Raw genomic sequence first — 24,575 nt, 5'->3', positions numbered from 1 at the left:
CCGACGCCGACGCCGACGCCGACGCCGACGCGCTTGCCGCCTCGGCGCTCGAAGCCGTGACTTCCGGCGATGCAGCGGCCAGCGCGCTAGGCTCGGGCGTCGCAGCGCTCACAGCGGGCGCAGGCGCCGGATGCGGTCGCGGTGCAGGATGTGCGGGCTTCGGCGGCGCGGCAACCGGCTTTGCGGGCGTGGCTGGCGTGGCTGGCGCAGGCGGCGCGACGGGCTTCGGCGTCAGCAATTCCACTTGCATGGGCGGCCTCTCCGTGGGCGGCGGATTGAGCGGTTGCTTCGCGCGCTCCAGCCAGCGTAACCCGCCGGCATGCAAGCCGGCGACGACGAGCGCGGCCAGCACCCATCGCGGCCAGCGGCGGGGCGCGGCGGTCGGAGAGGCGGCAGAAGACTGCCCGCCCGGCGCGGGACGAGGACGGCGAAAGTCAGGCAAGGGCATCGAAACGGGGAGAGAGAGGCGAGCGCGCGTGGCAGAACGGGAGAATGGGTTATGACAAGCGCCGCTGATTCGATGTTCCTCAGTGCGCCGGGGCGTCGCTGGCGCGATACCCCAGTTCATACGACAGGCCGCGCGCGCATTCGCGCAGCGCGGCATCGATTTCGCCGCCCCAGCGCGTATCGAACGCGCCTTCGTGACCGAGCGCAATCAGCCCGAGCGCGAGATCGCCGGTCGAATCGAAGACCGGCGTGCAAAACGCGTGGATGGTCGGCAGCAGCATGCCTTCGACACGCGCCGCGCCGTGCTCGCGGACATTGGCGAGCAGCGGCTCGATATCGGCGATCGTCTGCTTGCTGGCAGCGAGTTCGCGGTCGAGCATCGCCTGCGTCTTGCTGCGCGGCAGATAGGCGGCGAACAGCAGGCCGGTCGCGGATGACAGCAGCGGCATGACATCGCCCAGTTTCAGCGATGCCTTCGCCGGATAGCTCGATTCCATCCAGTGCACGACGGTCGGCCCCTGATTGCCCCACACCGCGATGCCCACGGTCTGATCCAGCCGGTCGCGAAGCTCGGCGAGTGCGATGCGAGCTAGCCTCACGCCATCCACGCGAGCAAGGCGCGCCAGTCCCATCTGCAGCGCGAAGCCGCCGAGTTCGTAACGTCCCGACACCGGGTCCTGCGATACGACGCCGAGCCGCACGAAGCTCACGAGATAGCGATGCGCCTTTGCCGGGCTCATGCCCGCGCGCTGCGCGAGGTCGCGCAACATCATCGCGCGTGGCTCGCGGGTCAGCACGTCGAGCAGGCGGAAGCCGACTTCGATCGACTGAATGCCCGACCGCGCTTTCTCTTCGGAAGCGTCGATGTCGTCGTCGTCGGTGGTGGCGGAAAGGGTCGAAGGCATGGAAAGCGTCGAAATCGGCCGGATTGCTGGCGATTCACCATCGTAAAATAGATTTCCCTTAACGTCATCACACGCACCGACTCCGCTCTATGAAACTCGCCACGCTGAAGGACGGCACGCGCGACGGCCAGCTCGTCGTCGTTTCGCGCGATTTGCGCACGGCAGTCATCCCCGACGGGATCGTCACGACGCTGCAACGCGCGCTGGACGACTGGACCTTTTACGCGCCGCAACTGATCGAGCTATACGACACGCTGAACCAGGGCCGCGCCCGTCATTCCTTTTCGTTCGATCCGAAGTCGTGCATGGCGCCGTTGCCGCGCGCCTTTCAATGGGCCGATGGCTCGTCGTACGTGAACCATGTCGAGCTGGTGCGGCGCGCGCGCGGCGCGGAGATGCCGCCCGAGTTCTGGACCGATCCGTTGATGTACCAGGGCGGCAGCGACGATTTTCTCGGGCCGACCGACGATATCGTGTGCGCGTCCGAGTCATATGGGATCGACTTCGAGGCGGAAGTGGCCGTGATCACCTCGGATGTCAGAATGGCCCCCACGCCCGACGAAGCGTTGCGAAGCGTGCGTCTGCTGATGCTCGTCAACGATGTATCGCTGCGCAATCTCATCCCTGCCGAACTGGCGAAGGGCTTCGGCTTCTTCCAGAGCAAGCCCGCGACCGCGTTTTCGCCGGTGGCCGTGACGCCCGACGAACTCGGCGACGCATGGCGCGAAGGCCGCGTGCATCGCCCGATGATCGTGCACTGGAACGGCAAGAAGGTCGGCCAGCCGGAATGCGGCGTCGACATGGTGTTCCACTTCGGCCAGCTGATCGCGCATGCAGCCAAGACGCGCAATCTGCGCGCGGGGTCGATCGTCGGCTCGGGCACCATCTCCAACAAGGACGCGACGCGCGGCTACTGCTGCATCGCCGAGAAGCGGTGTCTCGAAACCATCGAGCACGGCGCGGCGCAGACCGGCTTCATGCAGTTCGGCGACAGCGTGCGTATCGAAATCTTCGACGAGGCCGGCAAGTCGGTCTTCGGCGCGATCGATCAGGCCGTCGTGCAACTGGAGCACTGAGCGCGCCCCGAGCGGGCACGAGGGCGCAACGGGTTTCGCCCGATGCGTCGACGGCGCGCGTCACCGTACACTTGCCGGGCGTTGCGGCGCCCGGGCCGCACGACGACAACAACACGTACAAAGGAGATGTCGATGCGCGGTGGAAAGTGGATGGCGGCGGCAGTATCGTTGGTTCTGGCGACAGCATCGTTCGCGCAGACGCCGCATGTGAAGATCGGCCTCGTGCTGTCGCTGACGGGGCCGGCCGCGTCGCTCGGTATTCCCGCCCGCGATACGGTGGCGCTCCTGCCGAAGGAAATGGGCGGCAGGCCCGTCGACTATATCGTGCTCGACGACGCCTCCGACACCACGCAAGCCGTCCAGACCACGAAGAAGCTCATCACCGAAGATCAGGTCGATGCGATCATCGGCTCGTCGATCACGCCGAACTCGCTCGCGATGATCGATGTCGTCGCGCAAGGACAGACGCCGATGATCTCGCTGGCGTCGTCATCGAAGATCATCGAACCGGTGGACGACAAGCGCCGCTGGGTCTTCAAGACGCCGCAGACCGACGCGATGATGGCGTCCGCGATCGCCGAGCACGCGAGCAATCACGGCGTGAAGACGCTGGCGTACATCGGCCAGGCCGACGCGCTCGGCGAAACCTTCTACGCGGAAGTCGCGAAGTTCGCACAGCTTCACAAGATCAACGTGGTGGCGAACGAGCGCTTCAACCGCACCGACCCGAGCGTGACCGGGCAAATCCTCAAGATTCTTGCCGCGAAGCCGGATGCCGTGGTGGTCGGCGCGGCCGGCACGCCTGCCGCGCTGCCGCCGAAGACGCTCGCGCAACGCGGCTACAAGGGCCTCGTCTATCACAATCACGGCGTAGGCAACCGCGACTTCCTGCGCGTGTGCGGCGCGGATTGCAACGGCACTTTCCTGCCGACGAGCCCGGTGCTCGTCGCCGCGCAGTTGCCCGACGATCATCCGGCGAAACGGCTCGCGCTGAGCTATATCAAACTGTACGAAGCGAAGCAGGGCGCGGGAACGGTGTCGGCGTTCGGCTCCTACACGTGGGATGCGGGGATGCTGCTCGAACGCGCCGCGCCCATCGCGTTGAAAGCGGGCGCACCCGGCACGCCGGCGTTCCGCAACGCACTGCGCGATGCGCTCGAAGGCACGAAGAACTTCGCGGATACCAATGGCGTCGTCAACATGACGCCCAACGATCACATCGGCCTCGATCAGCGCGCCCGCGTGATGGTCGAGATACGCGACAGCAAGTGGGTGTATCAGCCGCGCTAACGCCACCTGCACTTGAAGCCCATCGACATGAGCGATCTTTCCCTGTACTCCGCCTATACGTCGCTGCAATTGCGCCGCCACGCGCACGGCGTGCTCGAAGTGGTGATGCCCGGCGCGGGCGCGAACAAGAGCGGCCTCTCCACCGCCGACGCCAACATGCACCGCGAACTCGCGGATATCTGGCGCGACATCGATCGCGATCCCGAGACGCGCGTCGCGCTGATTCGCGGCGAGGGCAAGGGCTTCTCGGCGGGCGGCGATCTCGCGCTCGTCGAGGAGATGGCGAACGACTTCGAGGTGCGCGCGCGGGTCTGGCGCGAGGCGCGCGATCTCGTCTACAACGTCATCAACTGCAACAAGCCGATCGTCTCCGCGATGCACGGCCCGGCGGTCGGCGCGGGGCTCGTCGCGGGGCTGCTCGCGGATATCTCGATTGCATCGAAGTCGGCGCGCATCATCGACGGACACACGCGGCTCGGCGTCGCCGCCGGCGATCATGCGGCGATCGTGTGGCCGCTGCTGTGCGGGATGGCGAAGGCCAAGTACTATCTGCTTCTATGCGAGCCGGTGAGCGGCGAGGAGGCGGAGCGCATCGGGCTGGTATCGCTCGCGGTGGAAGAAAGCGAGCTGATGCCGAAGGCAATCGAAGTCGCGAACCGGCTCGCGCAAGGATCGCAGACCGCGATACGCTGGACCAAGTACGCATTGAACAACTGGCTGCGCATGGCGGGGCCGACCTTCGATACATCGCTCGCGCTCGAATTCATGGGTTTCGCCGGGCCCGACGTGCACGAAGGCATGCGTTCGCTGCGCGAGCGCCGCGCGCCGGATTTTCCCGGCGGCGCGCCGTTTTAATGACCTCGCGCAATCGCGTAAATCAACCAATCATGGAGAGAGTCGAATGACCGATAACACTGGCGGCACCCCGCCGTTTTCGATTCCCGGTTTCCCCGGATTCGGCCAGGCCGACATGATGGGCAAGATGTGGGAAATGATGCGGCTCAACCCGTTCGCCGCCGCGATGCCGGGCGGCGGCCAGGGCGTAGGACCGTCGCTGTCGATGATGTCCGACATGCTCGCGCCGCTCACCAACATCGAGGAACTCGACAAGCGCGTGACCGACATGCGCGCGGTCGAGCAATGGCTCAAGCTCAATTTGAACATGCTGCAATCTGCGATTCAGGCGCTCGAAGTGCAGCGCGCCACGCTCGCCACGTTGCGCTCGTTCGGCGCGTTCGCGCAGACGTCGATGGAAAGCGCGAAGAACGCGGCGGCGGACACGCAGAAAGCGGCGGGCCGCTGGGCGATGGGCGGCGCGGCGAAACCCGAGGAGCCGAAGCAGGAAAGCAGTCCGCAGCCGTCCGCCACCGACGACGCGGCGCAGCCGGCTGGCAGCGTGCCGCCGGGCTTCGATCCGACCGGCTGGTGGAACGTGCTGCAATCGCAGTTCAACCAGCTCGCCCATCTCGCGATGCTTCAGCCCGGCATGACAGGCGCGGCGGGCCAGCAAGACGCGTCGGCGGAAACGACGGCGCAGGGTCCGGCATCCGGCGATGCGGCCGATACCGGCGAACCCAAGTCCGATGCCGCCGCGGCCAAAAAGGCGGCTGCAAAAAAAGCGCCGCCGCGAAAGAAAGGCGAGTGAGATGCGGCTGTCCGCCTGACCGGGCCGGCTGGGAAACGAATCGGCGTGACGCCCGGCGGCTGCAAGGTCGCCGGGCGTTTTCTTTGCGTGCGGTCAGGCAGGGCCGGAATCGAGCGCAGTGCGAGCGTCGCTTTCTGTCCATCATTAAGCGGCCGCTTACTCGCGCTTTGTCCACCCCGCATATCAGGCACGCTGCGTGCATAGCGGATATGTGTGATCCATGTTCACTCTGTCCATGACAAACCCATCGAACGAAGACCCCGTTTCCGGCGAGGATGCCGGCGACACCGCCCAGAACGACGCTCTATCGGGATCGCTGCAATTGCACGGTTTCGAAAGCGGGCTGACGGGCATCGGCATTGGCGCCATCGCGCAGGAAATCGGGCTGACCAAGGACACGCTGCGCGTGTGGGAACGCCGTTACGGATTCCCGCAACCGCTGCGCTCGCCGGGCGGCGAACGTCTGTACCCGCAGGAACAGGTGTCGAAGCTGCGGCTCGTGAAGCGCCTGCTTGACGCGGGGCATCGGCCGAGCAAGGTGCTCGCGCAGCCGGTCGAGCAATTGCAACAACTCGCGCAAGCATCCGGGATCGGCCAGGACGCGCCGGATGTGGAGTTGGATCAGATGGTCGCGTTGCTGCGCAACGGTGCTTACGAGGACTTTCGCTTCGGATTGCTCAAGCGCGCGACGCGCGACGGCCTCGAGCGCTTCGTTCTCGACGTGGCCGCGCCACTTTCGGCGCGCGTCGGCAATGCGTGGGCCGCGGGGACGTTGCAGGTCTATCACGAGCATCTTTTCAGCGAGGCGCTGCAGGTTACGCTGCGCAGCCTCATGCGCCCGCTTTCCGACGCGATGCGCTCACGCGGAGGCCGTCCGCGCGTGCTGCTGACGACGCTCTCCGGAGAAGGGCACGGTCTCGGCATCCTGATGGCCGAGGCGATGCTGACGCTGTCGGAATGCACGTGCATCCAGCTCGGGCTACAGACGCCGCTGCACGATATCGCCAGCGCGGTGACTGCGCACGATATCGATATCGTCGCGCTGTCGTTCACATCGGTGCTGCCGGCGCAGGTCATCGGCAATGTGCTGACGGAGCTGCGCAGCATGCTGCCGTCGCACGTGCGGATCTGGGTCGGAGGCAGCAGTCCGGCGCTGCGCCGCAAGATTCACGAGGGCATCGATCAGTTGCCCGGCCTGACCGCAATCGCCGAATCCGTGGCGGCCTGGCGCTCGACGGCCGTGCTATCACCGACCGGCTTGCCGGAGCAGCCGCAGACGGCGAACTGACACGGGCTTGCAAATAGAACGGCATCGGCGGCGCGTTAGCCACGGCCGGCGCGAACCGGCGCAACATGCCGCTGTCACAAGCGTAGGCCACGCTGGAAACTGCGCGGCGCGGCGGCGCTACGAAAGCCGGTCCTACCTCAGGCACAGGTTTCGCTCATCACCCACGGTAGACAAAGACGCATACAGCGCGCATCAGCACATGACGCGTGAAGCCTATGCGCGGCTTATTGCGTTGCCGCCGCGTTAAATATGGCGCTTTGTTGTCGGTTTTCGTCTGTGAGCGCTCGAATCCCGCGTAAAATTGAAAGCTTCGTTGCTCGCGCGCAATGTTTAGGTGCGCGCCCGGGCCGAGAGTCATATAGATATAACGTCGCATAAGTGGCATCAGGGGTGACTATGAACACCATGCTTTATCCGGAACTTTATAAGTCGCTCGAATCCGTCCGTTGGGATATGGAGAAGGACATTCCATGGGACAAATTCGATGCGTCGCTGCTCTCCGACGAGCAGGCCAAGACCATCAAGATGAACGCGATCACCGAATGGTCCGCGCTTCCTGCAACGGAAATGTTCTTGCGTGACAACCATCACGACAGCGACTTCTCCGCTTTCATGAGCGTGTGGTTTTTCGAAGAGCAGAAGCATTCGCTGGTGTTGATGGAATACCTGCGCCGCTTCAAGCCCGAAATGGTGCCGACGGAAGAAGAACTGCACGCCGTGCGTTTCGAATTCGATCCGGCGCCGCCGCTCGAAACCCTGATGCTGCATTTCTGCGGCGAGATTCGCCTGAACCACTGGTATCGCCGGGCAGCGGAATGGCATACCGAGCCGGTCATCAAGCACATTTACGAAACGATCTCGCGCGACGAAGCCCGTCATGGCGGCGCGTATCTGCGCTATATGAAGAAGGCGCTCGCTAACGCGGGCGATTCGGCGCGCGCCGCGTTCGCGAAGATCGGCGTGCTGATGGCGTCCGCGCGCCGCACGGAAAAGCCGCTGCATCCGACGAACCTGCACGTGAATCAGGCGCTTTTCCCGCGCGATACCGTGCAATCGCGCCTGCCCGACCCGGAATGGCTCGAGCGCTGGCTCGACGACCAGATCCGCTTCGACGATAGCTGGGAGAAGAAGGTCGTTGAACGCATTCTGCACAACCTGTCGATCCTCTTCGAGCGCTCGTTCGTCACCGCGCAGGAGTTGAACCGCTATCGCAAGGAAGTGGTGCAGCGTCTGCAAGCGGCGTCAGGCGGCGCGGCCGGGCAGCAGCCGGCCTGATCGCCGGAACAAGTTCTGAGCAAGCGGCCCGTCAGGCTCCAACTGACGGGCCGCTTTTTTTTTTGCATCCCGAAGGTTCGACGCAGCGCCCGGAAGCCTCGAGCCACCGTGGCACAATGCGCGCTCTTGAACCACTGCACCGAGCATCGCCATGCCCGCCATTTTCGAACGCAAGATCACCACGCGCGACGCGCTCGCCGCGCTCCGTCCGACGCTCGCCGGGCCGGTCGTATTCACCAATGGCGTGTTCGATATCCTGCATCGCGGACACGTGACCTATCTCGCCGATGCAAAGGCGCTCGGCGCGACGCTGATCGTCGGCGTCAACAGCGATGCCTCCGTGCGCATGCTCGGCAAGGGCGACGATCGCCCGATCAATCGCGAAGACGATCGCATGGCGCTGCTGGCGGCGCTCGAAAGCGTGGACTGGGTGGTGAAATTCGAAGAGCCGACGCCGCTGCAATTGATCGACGCCGTGCATCCCGATGTGCTCGTGAAAGGCGGCGATTACGACATGGACAAGCTCGCGGAATCGGCGCTGGTGCGCGGGTGGGGCGGCAAGGCGCTGGCAATCGCGTTCGAGCATGACCGCTCGACGACCGCGCTGCTCAAGAAGGTGCGCGCGCAGTCCTGACGCGTTGCCGCCCTGCCGGTCTACTGGCTGAGCGGCGCAGTTTGCACTTTGGCGGAGGGCGCGGGACCGCCGACTTGCGGCTGATCGGCGGCTTCTTCGGGATGGAGCGGGCGCATGGTCAGCGTTTCAGGCCGGACCTGCTGCATCAGGTGTTGCGGCTCGCGCGCGCCGGCCGCGGGCAGCGGGCCGAAGGTGCCGTGTACGAGCGCAAACATTACAAGGTTGGCCAGGGTCAGGATGGCGATGAGCCAGCGCAGCATTCTTGGGCTCCGTCAGTCGATCAGAATCAGGATGAGTGAAGCGCCGCCGCTTCCCGCGCGATGAGCGCGAGTCCCGACAGCACCAGGGAATCATGGCGAGTGTAGGGCGCGTCGAGCGCGCCCGCGATTTCATCGGCGGCGCCGCCGCTCAGCACGAGACGGACGTCCGCCTGCCAGTCGTTGCGCAGATCGCGCCACGCTCGCTCGATCAAACTCGCTTGCGCCAGCAGGCAACCGGACGATAACGCGGCGGCGGTATCGATCGCGAAGAGGGCGTGCGGCTTTTCGACGGCGGCGTTCAGCGCGCGTTTTGCGCCGGCCGCGTCGAGCGTCGGCAATTGCGCGGTGCGGCTGCCGAGCGATTGCATCATCAGCGACCAGCCCGGCGCGATCAGTCCGCCCGTGAAGACGCCGTCGGCGCGCAAGGCTTCGAGCGTCGTCGCGGTGCCGAACGTGGCAATCAGTACGTTCTCGCCCGGATAGGCCGCACGGGCGCCGATCAGGCCGGCCCAGCGATCGCTGCCGAGCTTTTCCGGCTCCGCATAGCCGTTGGTCACGCCGCATTGACGCGGCTTCGCCCGGACGACGGTGCGCGGCAGCGCGGGCCAGCGCGCGTCGATGAGACGTTCGATCCGGTCCTGCACCGATGCGCCCGCCACGTTCGAAATCCACGCGTTGGCAGGAGCGGGCAGCGATGCCCACGCGGCAAGCGCCGGGTCGTCGTATGCCGATGCTTCCCGCTCGTGCTCCAACGCGCCGCTCGCGATGGCCACGCCGGTTTCATCGGCGAGCGACCACTTGATGCGGCTGTTGCCCGCGTCGATCAGCAGTACCCGCGCGTCGCTCACGGACGTTCCTTCGCGAGGCGCAAGCTCAGTTCGCCGGTGGCGACGGCGCGCGGTCCTTCGGGTGCGTCGATCAGCAAGTGGCCGCTGTCGTCCACGCCCGATGCCACGCCGCGCGTGATTTCCTGTCCTTGATCGAGCAGCACGACTTCGCGGCCGGCGTAGGCGTGCGCGTCCGTCCAGCGCTGGCGGAACGGCTTGAAGCCTTCGGTTTCGAAGCGCGGCAGGGCGGCATCGATCGCGTTGAGCAGCGCGGCGAGCGTGTCGGTAAGATTCGCGCCCGGCCACGCGCGGGCGAGCGAGGCGGGCGCCGTGCCGGGAACGGCGGACGCGGCCTGGCGATTCGCGTCATCGACCTGAGCGGCGAGGTGCTCTGCGCCATGCAGATTGATGCCGATGCCGATCACGACGGCCGTCGCGCCCGGCCCCGTCCATGCGGTTTCGATGAGGATGCCGGCGAGCTTGCCATCGTCGAGCAGCACGTCGTTCGGCCACTTGAGGGCGGGCCGCGCGGACGGCGAGAGCGGCAGGCGCGCGAGCGCATCGAGCACCGCGACGCCGATGGCCAGACTCAGCCCCGATAGCCCTTCGATGGGCCGCCGCAGCACATAGCCGACCGACATCAGCAGCGCGTTGCCCGGTTCCGCGAGCCAGGCGCGGCCCCGCCGGCCACGGCCGGACGTCTGCGAATACGCGACGCGGACGACGGGCGCGTGCGGATCGGCCGGCGCGTTGTCGCGGGGCTGGGCGCGCAGGCGTTCGATGAGATCGGCGTTCGTGGAGCCGGTTTCATCGACGATTTCGATGTCCCAGTCATGCGCGGGACGCGGGGCGAGCGTCGCGAGCCGGCTGCGATCGATGCGCCACGGGGCGTCGGGGGCGAAGGAAGCGGAGGGGTTCATGCAGGGTATTGTAGCGGGGCGGTATGCCGATGCCCTTCCTCGCCGGGGTCGCGCGAACGCAAGGCGAAGCGTCTTTTGCGCAGCGTGGCGATCGACGGCGAACGCCTTCGCTCGTCAGCGATGCGCCGAGGCGTGCCGCGGCGGACCGCCCCAGGACAACCTTCGTTACAATGTCCTCTCCCTCCCATCCCGCCCCAACACCCTTGAACTTCGACACGCCGCCCCGCCTTCGAGTGGAAGCCGGTCAGCAAGGCAAGGTGGTCCGGCTCTCGGGCCAATGGACCGCGCTTGCGCTTGCGCGTGATCGAGCCAAAAGCGGCGTCACGCGGCGGCTGCGCGCCATCGGGCGGGAAGCCATCGGCCAGTGGGACCTGCTCTCCGTCGAGCGCCTCGATCACGTCGGCGGTCAGGCGTTGTGGCGCATCTGGGGCCGCAAGATGCCCGCCACCATCGCGCTGTCGGACACCCAGCGCGAAATCTTCGAGCGCGTCGCACTGCTCGACGCCGAACGCGAAGAACCCGAACCCGTCGACCGCACCGGCCCCGTGACACGGCTCGGACAACTGATCTTCGGCTTCCTCGATCACGTGTACGGCGGCCTGGCGATGTTCGGCACGTTTCTCATCGATCTCGTCGCCATCGTGCGGCGTCCGAATCGCACGCCGTGGACGGAAATCTCCGCGAACATCTATAGCGCCGGCGCGCAGGCGCTCGCCATCACGGCGCTCGTCGCGTTCCTGATCGGCATCGTGCTCAGTTATCTGTCGGCGCAGCAGTTGCGCATGTTCGGCGCGAATCAGTACATCGTGAACATCCTTGGCCTGTCGGTGATACGCGAACTCGGGCCGGTCCTCTCCGCGATTCTCGTCGCCGGGCGTTCCGGCTCGGCGATCACCGCGCAGATCGGCGTAATGCGCGTCACCGAGGAACTCGACGCGATGCAGGTCATGGGCATCCCGCACGGTCTGCGGCTCGTCCTGCCGCGCGTGCTCGCGCTCGGCATCGCCATGCCGCTGCTCGTCATGTGGACGAACATCATCGCGCTCGTGGGCGGCGCGCTCGCGGCCAAGCTCGTGCTGTCCATCGACATTTCGTTTTTCGTCCGCTCGCTGCCGTCCGTCGTGCCGATCGCGAATCTGTGGATCGGGCTCGGCAAGGGCGTCGTGTTCGGCATGCTGATCGCGCTCGCCGCGTGTCACTTCGGCTTTCGCATCAAGGCGAATTCGCAAAGTCTCGGCGAAGGCACGACGACTTCCGTGGTCACGTCGATCACCGTGGTCATTCTCGCGGACGCCGTGTTCGCGATCCTCTTTCAGAACGTGGGGCTATAACCGCACATGTCGACGACGCTCGCTACCGCTGTGCGCCATCAGCCGCCGCCCGTCATCGCGGAGCCGGTCATCGAAGTGCGCGATGTCACGAAACGCTACGGCAGGACCGTGATTCACGAGCACCTGAGCCTCGACGTGCGGCGCGGCGAGATCGTGGCGCTGCTCGGCGGCTCGGGCTCCGGCAAGACCACGCTCGTCCGGCAGATTCTGGGACTCGAATCGCCGACATCGGGCACCATTCGTGTGCTCGGCGAAGAGTGGGCGCGCATGGACGAAGAAACCGCCAAGATGCTGCGCACGCGCTCCGGCATGCTGTTTCAGCAAGGCGCGCTGTTCTCGTCGCTGACGGTGTACGACAACATCGCGCAGCCGTTTCGCGAACTCGGCAAGATTCCCGAAGATCTGATCCGCGAGTTCGTGATGCTCAAGCTCGAAATGGTCGGGCTGTCGTGCAAGCACGCGAGCAAGATGCCGTCGGCGCTGTCGGGCGGCATGGTGAAGCGCGTCGGCATCGCGCGGGCGATTGCGCTGGAACCCGAACTGCTGTTCCTCGACGAGCCGACCGCCGGCCTCGACCCGAAGGCATCGGACGAATTCGTCGATCTCATCGCGACGCTGCATCGCGCGCTCGGTCTCACGGTCGTGATGGTCACGCACGATCTCGATACGATGGTCGCGCTGTCCACGCGCGTCGCCGTGCTGGCCGACCGGCGCGTGCTCGTCGCGGCGCCCGTCGAAGAGGCGGTGGCGGTGGATCATCCGTTCATCCGCGAGTATTTTCTGGGGCGGCGCGGACGCCGCGCGCTTGCCGCACTGCCGCCCGAGCGCCGCGCGAAGCTGCCCGCCGTCGCGCTCGACGACGCCTCGACCATCGTCAGATAGCCGACGCCACGCCCACAGAAAGAAGGAACCCGCCGATGGAAAACAAATCACACGCGTTCTGGACCGGGCTGTTCACCATCGTGCTCGTGCTGGCGATCGCGTTCGCGGCGTTCTTCTTCAACGTCGACCGCACCGTGCGCGTGCCGTACGATCTGATCGCGCGGACCAACGTGACGGGTCTTTTCACCGATGCCTCCGTGCGTTATCGCGGTCTCGGCGTCGGCAAGGTAGAGTCGATCCGCTTCGACAAGTCGCATCCGGGGCAAATTCGCATCCGCATTCTCGTCGACCAGAACGCGCCGATGACGCACTCCACCTTCGCGACGCTCGGCTTTCAGGGCGTGACGGGCATCGCGTTCGTGCAACTCGACGACACCGGCAAGGACACGAGAGCGCTCGCTTCGTCGCCGCAGCACGTCGCCGAAGTGCCGATGCGCCCCGGCCTCTTCGAGCAGTTGCAGGAGCGCGGCGAAGTGATTCTGCGCCGCTTCGAGCGCCTGTCCGACGATGCGGATAAATTCCTCTCCGACGACGTGCGCAATCAGCTGATGGACACCGCGAAGAGTCTGCAGGGCGCGGCGGATGGCATTGCCTCGCTGGCGAGTCAGGCCGGGCCCGCCACGGCGCGCCTGCCGCAGACGCTGCAACAGCTCGACCGCACGCTGGCATCGACGAATGCGTTCGTCCAGAATCTGAGCCGCGAAAACGGTCCGTTCGTGACGAATCTGAACAAGGCGGGCAACGCGGCGCAACAGGCGGCCACGTCGCTCGCGGACATGAACGAATCGCTGCGCGAAATGACGGCGCGCGTGGGCTTCGAGGCGCTGCCGCGGCTCTATTCGTTCACCGAGGATCTGGGTAGCGCCGCGCGTTCCGTCGACCGCGCCGCCGATACGTTCAGCGCGAGCCCGCGCAGCGTACTGTTCGGTGCGCCGTCGATGCCGCCGGGGCCGGGCGAGCCGGGCTTCGTCTGGCCGGCGAGTCCGGCGCGTTGAAAGGGAATCTCATGGGACATACACAGTTGAACCGAACGTCGCTCGCGCTCGTGTTCATGGCGATGCTGGCGGGTTGCGCGTCGAACGCGACGGTCGCGCCCGACGCGCGCTACGACCTCGGCGCACCGCCAACATCGACGGAAACGAAAGCGTTGCCGCCCGTCAAGGTGCTTGCGGTCGGCGCGCCGCGCAGCCTGGAAACCGACGCGTTCATCTACCGGATGAGCTACGCCGACGCGCAACGCACCGGCAGTTATGCCAACAGCCACTGGACGATGCCGCCCGCGCAACTCCTGACGCAGCGCGTGCGCGCGGCGCTGGCGGCGCGCGGCCCGGTGCTGACGGGCGCCGATACGGTGCGCGCGGCGCTTCTGGAAGTCGAACTGACCGGCTTCGAGCAGGTCTTCGATGCGCCTGAGCGGAGCCACGGCGCGGTGTCGGTGCGCGCGACGCTCACGCAGCAGGGCCGAGTGGTCGCGCAGCGGGCGTTCGCCGCGAGCGCGCCCGCGCCGACTGCGGACGCACCCGGCGGGGCGCGCGCGCTCGCGGCGGCATCGGACGATCTGATCGCACAACTGAGCGCGTGGCTCGATGCGCAGCCGCTCGCCGCGTCACGATGACATCGACACATCGCGCAACTTCGCCCGCACGCTCGCACGCAACGTCGCTCGAACGGAGGCGCTCGGGCGGCTCATGACGATCAAGCAATGGCAGCGCCGCCCGTCGGCGTTTTCGCGGCAGGCGCTCATCGCGTATGCGGCGCTCGTCGTGTACGGCTCGCTCTATCCGTTTTCTGGCTGGCGATCGCTCGGCATCGGGCCGCTCGCGTTTCTCACCGATCCGCTTCCGCAATATGTGACCGCGTTCGACGTCGTCACGAACGTGTTGGGTTACATGCCGCTCGGCGCGCTGATCGTGCTCGCGCTGTATCCGCGTTGGCGTGGGGCGGCGGCGGTGTGCGCGGCGTTTATCGGCGGCGGCTTGCTGTCGGGCGTGATGGAGTCCATCCAGACCTATCTGCCGACGCGCGTGTCGTCGAATCTCGATCTCGCCGCGAATGCGCTCGGCGCGCTCGTGGGCGGCGTGCTCGTTGCGCCCGCGACCAGCGCGCTGCTCGATCGGGGCTTGCTGAGGCGGATCCGCTTCACGTGGTTCGAGCGGCATGGCGCGTATGTCATCGGGCTGTCGGCGTTGTGGCCGTTCGCGGCGATGTTCCCCGCGCCGTATCTCTTCGGCGGCGGCGACCTGCCGCGCGTCCTGTGGGAGAACCTCGATCCGGCGATGCAGGATGCGATCCTCGTCTGGACGCCCGCGTCATGGGACATCGAAAGCTGGCCGGACCGGCTCGGCGCGCTGCTGCCCGACGATTCATGGGAAGCGCTGATCACGTCGTCGAATCTTTTCGCGGCGCTCGTGCTCGTGACGCTGCTCACGCGCGAACGCGCGCCGCGCATCCGGCTGATGCTCGGCCTGATCGTCGCGACGCTGTTCGCGAAAGCGGGCGCGTCGTTCCTGCAGTCGCACGCGGGCCTGACATTCGACTGGGCCACCGATGGCGCGCTCGAAGGCATCGGCATCGGCGCGGCGGCGGGCGTGCTGTCGGTCGCGCTGCCGCGTGCGCTGCGGGCGGCGCTGGCAGGCGGGGCGCTCGTCGTCGGGCTCGCGCTCGTCAATGTGCTGCCGGTGAATCCGTACTTCGACATCGTGCTCGCCGACTGGCGGCAGGGGCGGTATCTGCACTTCAACGGGCTGCTGCACTGGCTCGCGTGGGTGTGGCCGTATGCGGCGCTCGGCTGGCTCGCGTCGGCGGCGGAACGGGCGTGGTTCACGCGGCGGCGCGTGGCCAACGCGGGCGGCGCGGGCAACGAGCGCTGACGGCAGGCCGGAACATCGCTCGCTATAATCGACCGACACTCATTCGCCCGGCGCGCCCGATACTCATGGACTCTTTCTACAAGTACCACGTGTTCTTCTGCCTCAATCAGCGCGACGCCGACGCCACGCGGCCGAGCTGCGCGAATTGCAACGCGCAGGAGATGCAGGAGCACGCGAAAAAGCGCGTGAAGAAGCTCGGGCTCGCGGGCGAGGGCAAGGTGCGGATCAACAAGGCGGGCTGCCTCGACCGCTGCGAGCTGGGACCGGTCGTGGTCGTGTATCCGGAGGGGACGTGGTACACGTATGTCGATGAAACGGACATCGACGAAATCGTCGATTCGCATCTCGCCAACGGGAAGATCGTCGAGCGTCTTCTCATCGACCAACCGGTTTAACGAACGCCTCGCCGCATGAACGCGCAAACAGAAAAATTCCTGATCGACGGGCCGGTGGGCAAGATCGAGGTCGCGCTCGACCGGACCGACGCCGCGCCGCGAGGCATTGCGCTCGTCGCGCATCCCCATCCGCTCTTCGGCGGCACGATGGACAACAAGGTGGCGCAGACGCTCGCGCGGACCTTCGTTCAGCTCGGGTACACGACCTATCGCTCCAATTTCCGCGGCGTCGGGCAGACGGAAGGCGAGCACGACAACGGCATCGGCGAGCGCGAAGACCTGCTCGCGGTCATCGCTCACATGCGCGCGCAGCCCGGGCAAAGCGATGTGCCTATCGTGCTCGCGGGCTTTTCGTTCGGCACCTTCGTGCTGTCGCACGTCGCCAAACGCATGATGGACGAGGGGCAGGCGATCGAGCGCATGGTGTTCGTCGGCACGGCGGCGAGCCGCTGGGAGGTGGCTCCGGCGCCCGAGAACACGCTCGTGATCCACGGCGAAGTGGACGACACCGTGCCGATCGCATCCGTCTACGACTGGGCGCGTCCGCAGGAATTGCCGGTCGTCGTGATTCCCGGCGGCGAACACTTCTTTCACCGCAAGCTGCATATCCTGAAGCGCGTGATCGTCGACGCATGGCGGTAACGCCTCGCGTGAATCGACCTTGGAAACGTGCATAGGCATCGCCTGAAAAGCGCAAATTCGGGCGGATCACGGGCAGATTGGCCGCAAAGGCGCTCTGAGCCGCGCGTATAATGGCGCAGAATTTTTTCGCCGCCCGTTCGCGTTCAGCTTGCGTTCTGCTTGCCGCAAAGCGAGAGCGGATCGGTTTCGGCGAAAAGCCCGACGCCTGAGCGCCGGCTCCCATGCCGGCCAACGCGACGTTTCGAAAACAAACGTTTGAGAACCGATGGCGCGGCTGTCTGTCGAATGAGCGCTCTTCGCTGCGGCACCGCAAGTGCCGGTTGTCCGGCTCCCGGACAACCAGGCAAAGCGCCGACCGGCATCGACGGTCTGCCTGTTCAACCCGCGCTTCGCCGCCCTGGATCATTCCAGGCGAAGCGCCGACGCACTTTCTGCCGACCGATCCTATGCGCTTTTTCCCTTCCGGCTTTTCTGTCCCGTCCGTTTCTGTTTCCGCTCCTGCTGCTTCTGTAAGGCTTCGCGCACTGAAGGCCGCCATCGTGTTGCCGGCGGTGTTCGCCGCCGCGAGCGCATTTGCGCAAGTGCCGCCGCCCGCGGTGACGGCCCGCTCGTGGGTGCTCGTCGACGCCACCAGCAATCAGGTGCTCGCATCGGGCAATCCCGACGAGCGCGTCGAACCGGCATCGCTGACCAAGCTGATGACCGCTTATCTCGTCTTCGACGCGCTGAAAGCGAAGAAGATCAACATGGATCAGACCGTGATGCCGAGCGAGGCCGTGCGCCGCGTGCGGACGGACGAGTCGCGCATGTTCATCGAGGCGAACAAGCCCGTCACGGTGCATGACCTCGTGTACGGCATGATCATCCAGTCGGGCAATGACGCGGCCATCGCGCTGGCGGAACTGGTCGGCGGCAGCGAGGCGAACTTCGTCAATCTGATGAACGGCGCCGCGCAGCGCATCGGCATGAAGCACACGCACTATGCCGACGTGAACGGCATGCCCGATCCGCAGCACTACACCACGGCAGGCGATCTCGCCGTGCTGTCGACGCGCCTGATCCGCGACTTCCCCGAGTACTACAGCATCTTCTCGGAGCGCGAGTTCACGTATAACAAGATCAAGCAGCCGAACCGCAACCGCCTGTTGTGGCTCGACTCCAGCGTCGATGGCCTGAAGACCGGCCACACGAAAGCCGCTGGCTACTGCCTGATCGCGACGGCCAAGCGCCCGCTCGTCGGCACGCCGGACGCGAGCCGCCGTCTCGTCGCCGTGATGATGGGCGAGCCGAAGGAATCGGCGCGCGTGCAGGACAGCCTGAAGATGCTGAGCTACGGTTACACCGCGTATGACGCGCTGCGTCTCTTCAAGGCGAATCAGGTGGTCGAATCGCCGCGCGTGTACAAGGGCGCGGCGGACAACGTGCAGGCGGGCGTATCGACGGATCAGTACATCACCGTGCCGAAGGGTCTCGGCGACAAGGTGAAGCCGACGATCACGCGCAACGATCTGATCATCGCGCCGGTGAAGAAGGGCCAGCAGGTCGGCACCGTCCGGATGATGGCCGATGGCAAGGAAGTCGCGCAGTTCCCGCTCGTCGCGCTGCAGGAAGTGCCGGAAGCGGGCCTCTTTGGCCGCCTGTGGGATTCCGCGCTGCTGATGTGGCAGAAGCGGAAGTAATACGCGTTTGTTTCCGAACGGAGCGGCAACGATGAATCCGAACCACGCCGATGTATTCGACCCGACGGTCTACCTGAACGGCGAATGGGGGCCGCTTTCCGAAGCGCGCATTCCGGTGCTGGATCGCGGGTTCATCTTCGGCGACGGCGTCTATGAAGTCGTGCCGCTCTACGCGCAGGCCGGCGGTGCGCGTCTGCCGTTCCGGCTCGCGCAGCATCTTGCGCGCTTGAATCGCAGTCTCGGCAAGATTCGCATCGACAATCCTTTCGACGATGCCGGCTGGCGCGCGCTGATTCATCGCGCGATCGAGGCGAACGCCGGCCCCGGCGATGCGCTCGTCTATATTCAGGTCACGCGCGGCGTCGCGGCGAAGCGCGGGCACGCCTTTCCTGCGGGCATCACGCCGACCGTGTTCGTGATGCTGAGTCAGGTCGCCTATCCGAGCGACGCAAGCCGCGCGCAAGGCGCGGTGGCCGTGACCGCCGAGGACAAACGCTGGCTGCATTGCGACATCAAATCGATATCGTTGCTCGGCAACGTGCTGATGGCGCAACACGCGGCGGAACACGACGCGCTCGAAACCATCCAGTTGCGCGACGGCTTGCTTACCGAAGGATCATCCTCAAATGTGTGGATTGTTGCAGGCGGCACGCTGCTGGGCGCGCCGCGCGGACCGCGCATTCTCGAAGGCATCCGCTACGGGCTGATCGAGGAACTGGCGGCCGAGGCGGGCATTCCGTTCGAGGAACGCGACGTCACCGAGGCCGAGCTGCGCGCCGCCGATGAAGTCATGATCAGTTCGGCGACGAAGGAAGTCATGCCGATTACGACGCTCGATGGAAAGCGCGTCGGCGGCGGACGTCCCGGCCCGGTCTATGCTGCGCTATACGATGCCTACCAGCGGGCGAAGGCGCGGGAATTCGCGAATCAGGCGAGCCGCGCAGGTTAAGGAGAAAGCCATGTCCGATTCCACCAAACAACCTTCCAGCACCGACGACCTCTTCAATTTTCCGTGCGATTTCCCGATCAAGGTGATGGGCAAGTCGCACCCCGAATTTCAGGACACCATCGTCACGGTTATTCGCGAGTTCGACGGCGAGTTCGACGTGACGCGCGTCGAAACGCGGCCGTCGTCGGGCGGCAATTACACCGGGCTCACGTGCACCGTGCGCGCGCAGAATCGCGCGCATCTGGACGACATCTATCGCGCGCTCACCGGTCATCCGATGGTCAAGGTAGTGCTCTGAGATTGCCTGCGGGCGCATCGCACACGGCGGGGGTGCGCTCGTAGAGCAGGCGGAACTGTTCCGCTTCCGCGAAAATCCATTCACGAAACGCCTGAACGCGGGCCGTCCCCAGCAACTCGGGCAGGCAGACGAAGAAATAGGTCCACGGGCTCGGACCGTCCACGTTGAAAAGCCGCACCAGCCTTCCCGCGATGATTTCCTGCATCGCGAGCGAGCGCCGCACGAGCGCAATCCCCTGGCCATCGATGGCCGCCTGCAGCAAATTCGACGAATCCTCGTATAAGACGCCGCGCTTCGGCTCGGGCACGTCGGGGAGACCGGCTGCGTCGAACCACGGGCGCCAGAGTTCGTCGCTCGAACGAAGGAGCTGGAAATTCGGCAGATCGGCCGGTGCGCGAGGCAGCTGGCCGCCGTTGAAACGCGGCGAGCAGGCCGGGAAGAACACTTCGTCGAGCAAGGGTTCGGCGTGCACGCCTGCGTATTTGCCGAAACCGAAGCGGATGGCCAGATCGACATCGTCGCGGTTGAAATCGGTGAGCGAACTGGTCGACAGCAATTCGAGATCGAATTCTGGATGCCTCTCGATGAAACCGCCCACGCGCGAGGTCAGCCAGCGCGCGGAGAACGACGGAATCGTCGATACGACCAGCCGCCGGTCGCGATCGCCCGCGCGGATGCGTCGCGTCGATTCGGCCATTGCGACGAGGGCCGCGCGCACATCCGCCGCGTACTGGCGGCCACGGTCGGTCAGGCGCACGCGCTTGCCGTCGCGGGCGAACAGCGTGACGGCCAACTCCGCTTCGAGCGCGCGAATCTGATGGCTGACCGCGCCATGCGTGACGAAGAGTTCGTCGGCGGCGCGCGAGAAGCTCTCGTGGCGCGCGGCGGCTTCGAAGGCGCGCAGCGCGTTCAACGCGGGCAACTGGCGCAGGTCCATGTGGATCGATGTCGAGGCGTTTGTCAATTCGGCTCACATAGCGGTGAAAATTGATCGTTTTGTCGGATGCCTTGCTACGCCTAGGATTGTAGTCATCGAAACGTTCCTTGGCGGAGTGGGTCATGCGAGAAATATCGACAAGCATCACGTTTGAAATCAAGCCGGGCGAAACGGTGCCGATGCGCATCGCGCGCAGCACGCGGCTCACCGTTCATGGCGGCCCGGTCTGGGCGACGCGCAGCGACGATATCGAGGATTACTGGCTCGCACCCGGCGATCGCCTCAAGCTGCGCAGCCGCGAACGCTTGTGGCTATCGGTGGAGGGCGACAAGCCGGCGTGCATCGTCTTCACGATGATGCCGCGCCGCGACGAACGCGCGATCCGGTGGCTGTCGAGCGCGATCGAGCGCCTCACGCAGCGTGCGCGCGCCGGCTGGCGCACCGTCTGAGCGCGCGTTTCCTTCCACCACGGGCGGGCATGGAGCGATTTCGGTAAACTACCGGAACCATGTCCGCCACGCCGCTTGCCTTCTCCCCCGAGCCTTCCCCCGATAACGTCGACGTGCTGCACGACGTCAGGCTGCGCTGGCGCGGCGTCGAGCCGTACGGCGAAAGTTTCGACGCGATGCGCGCGTTCACCGACGCCCGCACGCCGGACACGCCCGATGAAATCTGGCTAGTCGAACATCCCCGGGTGTTCACGCTCGGGCTCGCGGGCAATCCCGCGCACCTCTTGCTGGCCGACAGCGGCATTCCGCTCGTCAAGGTGGATCGCGGCGGGCAGATCACGTATCACGGGCCGGGGCAGATCGTCGCTTACCTGCTGTTCGACTTGCGCCGCCGCAAGCTGATGGTGCGCGAGCTGGTGCGGCGCATCGAAGAGGCCGTCATCGAAACGCTCGCGACGTATAATCTCGCGACCGACCGCAAGGCTGGCGCGCCCGGCATTTACGTCGCGACGCCGTCGCCGGAGCAGGCGCAGCAAGGCGCGAACGTTCGTCTGCATCAGGCGCATGAGGGCGCGAAGATTGCCGCGCTCGGGCTCAAGATCCGCAATGGCTGCAGCTATCACGGCGTCAGCCTGAACGTGAAGATGGATCTGCGACCGTTCCTCGCGATCAACCCGTGCGGCTACGCGGGACTCGAAACGGTCGACATGGCGACGCTCGGCGTCACCGCCGACTGGCACGACGTGGCGCTCACGCTTGCCGAAAGACTGGCGCTTCAGATTGACGGCTCACAGGGCGCCGCCGCTCAACCGCAAGACGGCGCGAGCCGTTTCGCTGCATCTACCGGACCAACCGAATGACTGACGCAACCGCAAACCTGGCCGGCGACACCGCTTCATCGGCGCCTGTTCCCACCACCGCTGCTTACGACGCAACCGCGAAGCAGAAGGCGCAGGCGAAGACATCGCGCATTCCGATCAAGGTCGTGCCGATCGAGAAGCTCAAGAAGCCGGACTGGATTCGCGTGCGCACGGCGACGGGCAACTCGCGGTTCTACGAGATCAAGCAGATTCTGCGCGAGCACAACCTGCATACGGTGTGCGAAGAGGCGAGTTGCCCGAACATCGGCGAATGTTTCGGCAAGGGCACGGCCACGTTCATGATCATGGGCGACAAGTGCACGCGCCGCTGCCCGTTCTGCGATGTCGGTCACGGCCGCCCCGATCCGCTCGACGCCGAAGAGCCGATCAACCTCGCGCGCACCATCGGCGCGCTGAAGCTGAAGTACGTCGTGATTACGAGCGTCGACCGTGACGATCTGCGCGATGGCGGCGCGGCGCATTTCGTCGAGTGTATCCGGCAGGTGCGCGAGCATTCGCCGGAAACGCGCATCGAAATTCTCACGCCGGATTTCCGCGGGCGTCTGGATCGCGCGATCAACATCCTGACCGCCGCTCCGCCCGACGTGATGAATCACAACCTCGAAACGGTGCCGCGTCTCTACAAGGAAGCGCGGCCGGGCTCGGATTATCACCACTCGCTGAAGCTGCTGAAGGACTTCAAGGCGCTGCATCCCGAAGTCGCGACGAAGTCGGGCCTGATGGTCGGCCTCGGCGAAACCGAGGAAGAAATTCTCCAGGTGATGCGCGATCTGCGGGCGCACGACGTCGATATGCTGACGATCGGCCAGTACTTGCAGCCGTCCGAGCACCATTTGCCGGTGCGGGCTTACGTGCATCCGGACACGTTCAAGATGTACGAGGAAGAAGCGTACAAGATGGGCTTCACGCACGCGGCGGTCGGCGCGATGGTGCGCTCGAGCTATCACGCGGACGTTCAGGCGCACGGCGCTGGAGTCGTTTGAAGAGAGCGTGCGCTTCGCGCAGCAAAGAAAACCCACGGTGACGTGGGTTTTTTTTCGGGCGTTCGAATTGTCCAGAGCCTCGGACGCCCGCGTTCCGGATTTCCGGAAACCGGGACTGCCCGCGCATCAGTCCTGCAAAAAACCTCGGCGTGACAAGCACTTAGGCGAAAAACGAAGCTGGCATCGCCCTTGCAATGAGAAAGGCACGGCCCGCGAAGCCGCCCATAAAAGTCAAGGAGACACGCCGATGACCCCTTTCGCATCCAGCCGTCCATAAATCCGTCGACGTAGCGGCTCTCGCTTACGCGACGCGATCCGGCGTGCGCGGCTTCCCCGCGCAACGACGCTTTGCCCGCTCTTCGCGGCTCGCCGCTGGCGCTCTTTTGCCAACTGCCTGATCTTGTCTGGAACCATCGTGAAGAAACCTTTCTATAAAGTCCTGTACGTGCAGGTGCTCGCTGCCATCGCCATCGGCATCTTGCTCGGGCATTTCTATCCCTCGCTCGCCACCGACATGAAACCGCTCGGTGACGCCTTCATCAAGCTCATCAAGATGGTCATCGGACCGATCATCTTCTGCACCGTCGTCACCGGCATCGCCGGGATGGAGGACATGAAGAAAGTCGGGCGCGTGGGCGGCAAGGCGCTGCTGTATTTCGAGGTCGTGTCGACGTTCGCGCTGGTTCTCGGCCTGATCGCCACGCACGTGCTGAAGCCGGGCGTCGGCTTCAACGTCGATCCGGCCACGCTCGACCACAAGGCGATCGATACCTACGCCGCAAAGGCGCACGGCCAGAGCACGGTCGACTTCTTCATGCACCTCATTCCGGACACGCTCGTGTCGGCGTTCTCGCAAGGCGAAATCCTGCAGATCCTGCTGATCGCGCTGCTGTTCGGCTCGGTGCTCGCGCATCTCGGCGAGCGCGGCAAGGTGGTGACGACGTTCATCGAAGGTCTGTCCGGCGTGCTGTTCGGCATGGTCGGCATCATTACGAAGCTCGCGCCGATCGGCGCGTTCGGCGCGATGGCGTTCACCATCGGCAAGTACGGCATCGGCTCGCTCGTGCCGATGCTCAAGCTCATCGGCACGTTCTATCTGACGTCGATCGTGTTCGTCATCGTGGTGCTGGGCACCATCGCGCGGATGGTCGGGTTCTCGGTGCTGCGCTTCATTGCGTACATCAAGGAAGAGATGCTGATCGTGCTCGGCACGAGTTCGTCCGAAGCCGCGCTGCCGCAACTGATGCTCAAGCTTGAAAAGCTCGGCTGCTCGCGTTCGGTCGTGGGTCTCGTCGTGCCGACCGGCTATTCGTTCAACCTCGACGGCACCAACATCTACATGACGATGGCCGTGCTGTTCATCGCGCAGGCGACGAATACGGACCTGTCCTGGGGACAGCAGTTGACGCTTCTCGCGGTCACGATGCTGACCTCGAAGGGCGCAAGCGGCGTGACGGGCGCGGGCTTCATCACCCTGGCGGCGACGCTCGCCGTGGTGCCGACCATTCCGCTGTCCGGCATGGTGCTGATTCTCGGCATCGACCGCTTCATGAGCGAATGCCGCGCGCTGACGAATATCGTCGGCAATGGCGTGGCGACGGTGGTGGTGTCGGCGTGGGAGCGCGAGCTCGACCGCAACAAGTTGCGCGCCGCGCTGAGTCGCGGCGGCGACGACACCGAAGCGGAAACCGTCTAAGCGATCCGCGCCGGTA

At 65.5% G+C, this 24,575-nt stretch carries 26 protein-coding genes and 1 pseudogene; 21 read left to right on the top strand and 6 right to left on the bottom strand.

The window, feature by feature from the left end:
• Positions 1 to 448 (bottom strand): annotated as a pseudogene (locus BG57_RS33670) (DUF3108 domain-containing protein); the annotation flags it as partial.
• A 79-nt stretch (positions 449 to 527) separates the two neighbouring features.
• Positions 528 to 1,352 (bottom strand): IclR family transcriptional regulator, encoded by an 825-nt coding sequence (locus tag BG57_RS07700; RefSeq protein ID WP_035961887.1) that lies wholly within the window; start codon positions 1,350 to 1,352, stop codon positions 528 to 530.
• Positions 1,353 to 1,441: 89 nt separating this feature from the next.
• Between BG57_RS07700 and BG57_RS07695 the strand changes: the two genes are divergently transcribed.
• The 7 genes from BG57_RS07695 (at position 1,442) to rfaE2 (ending at position 8,560) form a co-directional block, all read left to right on the top strand.
• Positions 1,442 to 2,428, top strand: a complete 987-nt coding sequence (locus BG57_RS07695; protein WP_035961886.1) for a fumarylacetoacetate hydrolase family protein — start codon at positions 1,442 to 1,444, stop codon at positions 2,426 to 2,428.
• Positions 2,429 to 2,560: 132 nt separating this feature from the next.
• Entirely contained in the window at positions 2,561 to 3,718 is a 1,158-nt protein-coding gene (locus BG57_RS07690) for an ABC transporter substrate-binding protein (protein ID WP_035961953.1), read from the top strand.
• Between the two features lie 27 nt (positions 3,719 to 3,745).
• Positions 3,746 to 4,573, top strand: a complete 828-nt coding sequence (locus tag BG57_RS07685) for an enoyl-CoA hydratase/isomerase family protein (protein ID WP_035961885.1) — start codon at positions 3,746 to 3,748, stop codon at positions 4,571 to 4,573.
• 46 nt (positions 4,574 to 4,619) lie between these two features.
• Positions 4,620 to 5,363 (top strand): PhaM family polyhydroxyalkanoate granule multifunctional regulatory protein, encoded by a 744-nt coding sequence (locus BG57_RS07680; RefSeq protein ID WP_035961883.1) that lies wholly within the window; start codon positions 4,620 to 4,622, stop codon positions 5,361 to 5,363.
• Positions 5,364 to 5,583: 220 nt separating this feature from the next.
• Entirely contained in the window at positions 5,584 to 6,651 is a 1,068-nt protein-coding gene (locus BG57_RS07675) for a MerR family transcriptional regulator (RefSeq protein ID WP_229753827.1), read from the top strand.
• A 396-nt stretch (positions 6,652 to 7,047) separates the two neighbouring features.
• Positions 7,048 to 7,926, top strand: coding sequence for a ferritin family protein (locus BG57_RS07670; protein WP_035961882.1), 879 nt, complete (start codon positions 7,048 to 7,050; stop codon positions 7,924 to 7,926).
• Positions 7,927 to 8,077: 151 nt separating this feature from the next.
• Positions 8,078 to 8,560, top strand: coding sequence for a D-glycero-beta-D-manno-heptose 1-phosphate adenylyltransferase (gene rfaE2, locus BG57_RS07665; RefSeq protein ID WP_035961881.1), 483 nt, complete (start codon positions 8,078 to 8,080; stop codon positions 8,558 to 8,560).
• A 20-nt stretch (positions 8,561 to 8,580) separates the two neighbouring features.
• On the opposite strand, the gene BG57_RS07660 is transcribed toward rfaE2, so the two are convergent.
• Genes BG57_RS07660 through BG57_RS07650 form a run of 3 tightly spaced genes read right to left on the bottom strand, consistent with a single transcriptional unit; the run spans position 8,581 to position 10,567 of the window.
• Positions 8,581 to 8,820 (bottom strand): hypothetical protein, encoded by a 240-nt coding sequence (locus BG57_RS07660; RefSeq protein WP_035961880.1) that lies wholly within the window; start codon positions 8,818 to 8,820, stop codon positions 8,581 to 8,583.
• Positions 8,821 to 8,846: 26 nt separating this feature from the next.
• Entirely contained in the window at positions 8,847 to 9,668 is an 822-nt protein-coding gene (locus BG57_RS07655; protein WP_035961878.1) for a type III pantothenate kinase, read from the bottom strand.
• Entirely contained in the window at positions 9,665 to 10,567 is a 903-nt protein-coding gene (locus BG57_RS07650; protein ID WP_035961877.1) for a biotin--[acetyl-CoA-carboxylase] ligase, read from the bottom strand. The genes BG57_RS07655 and BG57_RS07650 overlap by 4 nt, the downstream gene beginning before the upstream one ends.
• A gap of 203 nt (positions 10,568 to 10,770) precedes the next feature.
• On the opposite strand from BG57_RS07650, the gene BG57_RS07645 reads away from it, so the two are divergent.
• From BG57_RS07645 to BG57_RS07600, 10 genes are all read left to right on the top strand, one after another.
• Positions 10,771 to 11,898, top strand: a complete 1,128-nt coding sequence (locus BG57_RS07645; protein ID WP_035961876.1) for an MlaE family ABC transporter permease — start codon at positions 10,771 to 10,773, stop codon at positions 11,896 to 11,898.
• A 6-nt stretch (positions 11,899 to 11,904) separates the two neighbouring features.
• Positions 11,905 to 12,780 carry an ABC transporter ATP-binding protein gene (locus tag BG57_RS07640; RefSeq protein ID WP_035961875.1) on the top strand — a complete coding sequence of 292 codons (876 nt, stop codon included), beginning with the start codon at positions 11,905 to 11,907 and terminating at the stop codon, positions 12,778 to 12,780.
• A 35-nt stretch (positions 12,781 to 12,815) separates the two neighbouring features.
• Entirely contained in the window at positions 12,816 to 13,775 is a 960-nt protein-coding gene (locus BG57_RS07635; RefSeq protein ID WP_035961874.1) for an MlaD family protein, read from the top strand.
• 11 nt (positions 13,776 to 13,786) lie between these two features.
• Positions 13,787 to 14,395: an ABC-type transport auxiliary lipoprotein family protein gene (locus BG57_RS07630; protein WP_035961873.1), complete on the top strand. Its 609-nt coding sequence runs from the start codon at positions 13,787 to 13,789 to the stop codon at positions 14,393 to 14,395.
• A 73-nt stretch (positions 14,396 to 14,468) separates the two neighbouring features.
• Entirely contained in the window at positions 14,469 to 15,650 is a 1,182-nt protein-coding gene (locus BG57_RS07625; protein WP_035961950.1) for a VanZ family protein, read from the top strand.
• A 65-nt stretch (positions 15,651 to 15,715) separates the two neighbouring features.
• Positions 15,716 to 16,045: a (2Fe-2S) ferredoxin domain-containing protein gene (locus tag BG57_RS07620; protein WP_035961872.1), complete on the top strand. Its 330-nt coding sequence runs from the start codon at positions 15,716 to 15,718 to the stop codon at positions 16,043 to 16,045.
• A gap of 15 nt (positions 16,046 to 16,060) precedes the next feature.
• Positions 16,061 to 16,687 carry an alpha/beta hydrolase gene (locus BG57_RS07615; protein ID WP_035961871.1) on the top strand — a complete coding sequence of 209 codons (627 nt, stop codon included), beginning with the start codon at positions 16,061 to 16,063 and terminating at the stop codon, positions 16,685 to 16,687.
• 446 nt (positions 16,688 to 17,133) lie between these two features.
• On the top strand, positions 17,134 to 18,366 hold the full coding sequence (locus tag BG57_RS07610) for a D-alanyl-D-alanine carboxypeptidase family protein (RefSeq protein WP_035961868.1): 1,233 nt from the start codon (positions 17,134 to 17,136) through the stop codon (positions 18,364 to 18,366).
• Between the two features lie 31 nt (positions 18,367 to 18,397).
• Positions 18,398 to 19,315 carry a D-amino acid aminotransferase gene (locus tag BG57_RS07605; protein WP_035961867.1) on the top strand — a complete coding sequence of 306 codons (918 nt, stop codon included), beginning with the start codon at positions 18,398 to 18,400 and terminating at the stop codon, positions 19,313 to 19,315.
• 10 nt (positions 19,316 to 19,325) lie between these two features.
• Positions 19,326 to 19,613, top strand: a complete 288-nt coding sequence (locus BG57_RS07600; protein ID WP_035961866.1) for a DUF493 family protein — start codon at positions 19,326 to 19,328, stop codon at positions 19,611 to 19,613.
• On the opposite strand, the gene BG57_RS07595 is transcribed toward BG57_RS07600, so the two are convergent.
• Positions 19,597 to 20,550 (bottom strand): transcriptional regulator GcvA, encoded by a 954-nt coding sequence (locus BG57_RS07595; protein ID WP_035961865.1) that lies wholly within the window; start codon positions 20,548 to 20,550, stop codon positions 19,597 to 19,599. The genes BG57_RS07600 and BG57_RS07595 overlap by 17 nt on opposite strands.
• 122 nt (positions 20,551 to 20,672) lie before the next feature.
• Here BG57_RS07595 and BG57_RS07590 point away from each other — a divergent pair, with 122 nt between their 5' ends.
• The 4 genes from BG57_RS07590 to BG57_RS07575 all read left to right on the top strand — a co-directional run bounded on the left by BG57_RS07590 (position 20,673) and on the right by BG57_RS07575 (position 24,559).
• A complete protein-coding gene (locus tag BG57_RS07590; protein WP_035961864.1) occupies positions 20,673 to 20,999 on the top strand; it encodes a DUF2917 domain-containing protein in 327 nt (108 codons plus the stop codon).
• Between the two features lie 59 nt (positions 21,000 to 21,058).
• The gene (lipB, locus tag BG57_RS07585) at positions 21,059 to 21,859 is read left to right on the top strand and encodes a lipoyl(octanoyl) transferase LipB (RefSeq protein WP_035961863.1); all 801 of its coding nucleotides are present in this window, start codon (positions 21,059 to 21,061) and stop codon (positions 21,857 to 21,859) included.
• Positions 21,856 to 22,863: a lipoyl synthase gene (gene lipA, locus BG57_RS07580; RefSeq protein ID WP_035961861.1), complete on the top strand. Its 1,008-nt coding sequence runs from the start codon at positions 21,856 to 21,858 to the stop codon at positions 22,861 to 22,863. The genes lipB and lipA overlap by 4 nt, the downstream gene beginning before the upstream one ends.
• Before the next feature lie 412 nt (positions 22,864 to 23,275).
• The gene (locus BG57_RS07575; protein ID WP_229753843.1) at positions 23,276 to 24,559 is read left to right on the top strand and encodes a dicarboxylate/amino acid:cation symporter; all 1,284 of its coding nucleotides are present in this window, start codon (positions 23,276 to 23,278) and stop codon (positions 24,557 to 24,559) included.
• The last annotated feature ends 16 nt before the right edge of the window (positions 24,560 to 24,575 follow it).

The organism is Caballeronia grimmiae, assembly GCF_000698555.1.
Classification (GTDB): Bacteria; Pseudomonadota; Gammaproteobacteria; order Burkholderiales; family Burkholderiaceae; genus Caballeronia; species Caballeronia grimmiae.
The sequence above is the reverse complement of the archived record's forward strand: the minus strand, read 5'-3'. Positions and strand labels throughout refer to the sequence as shown.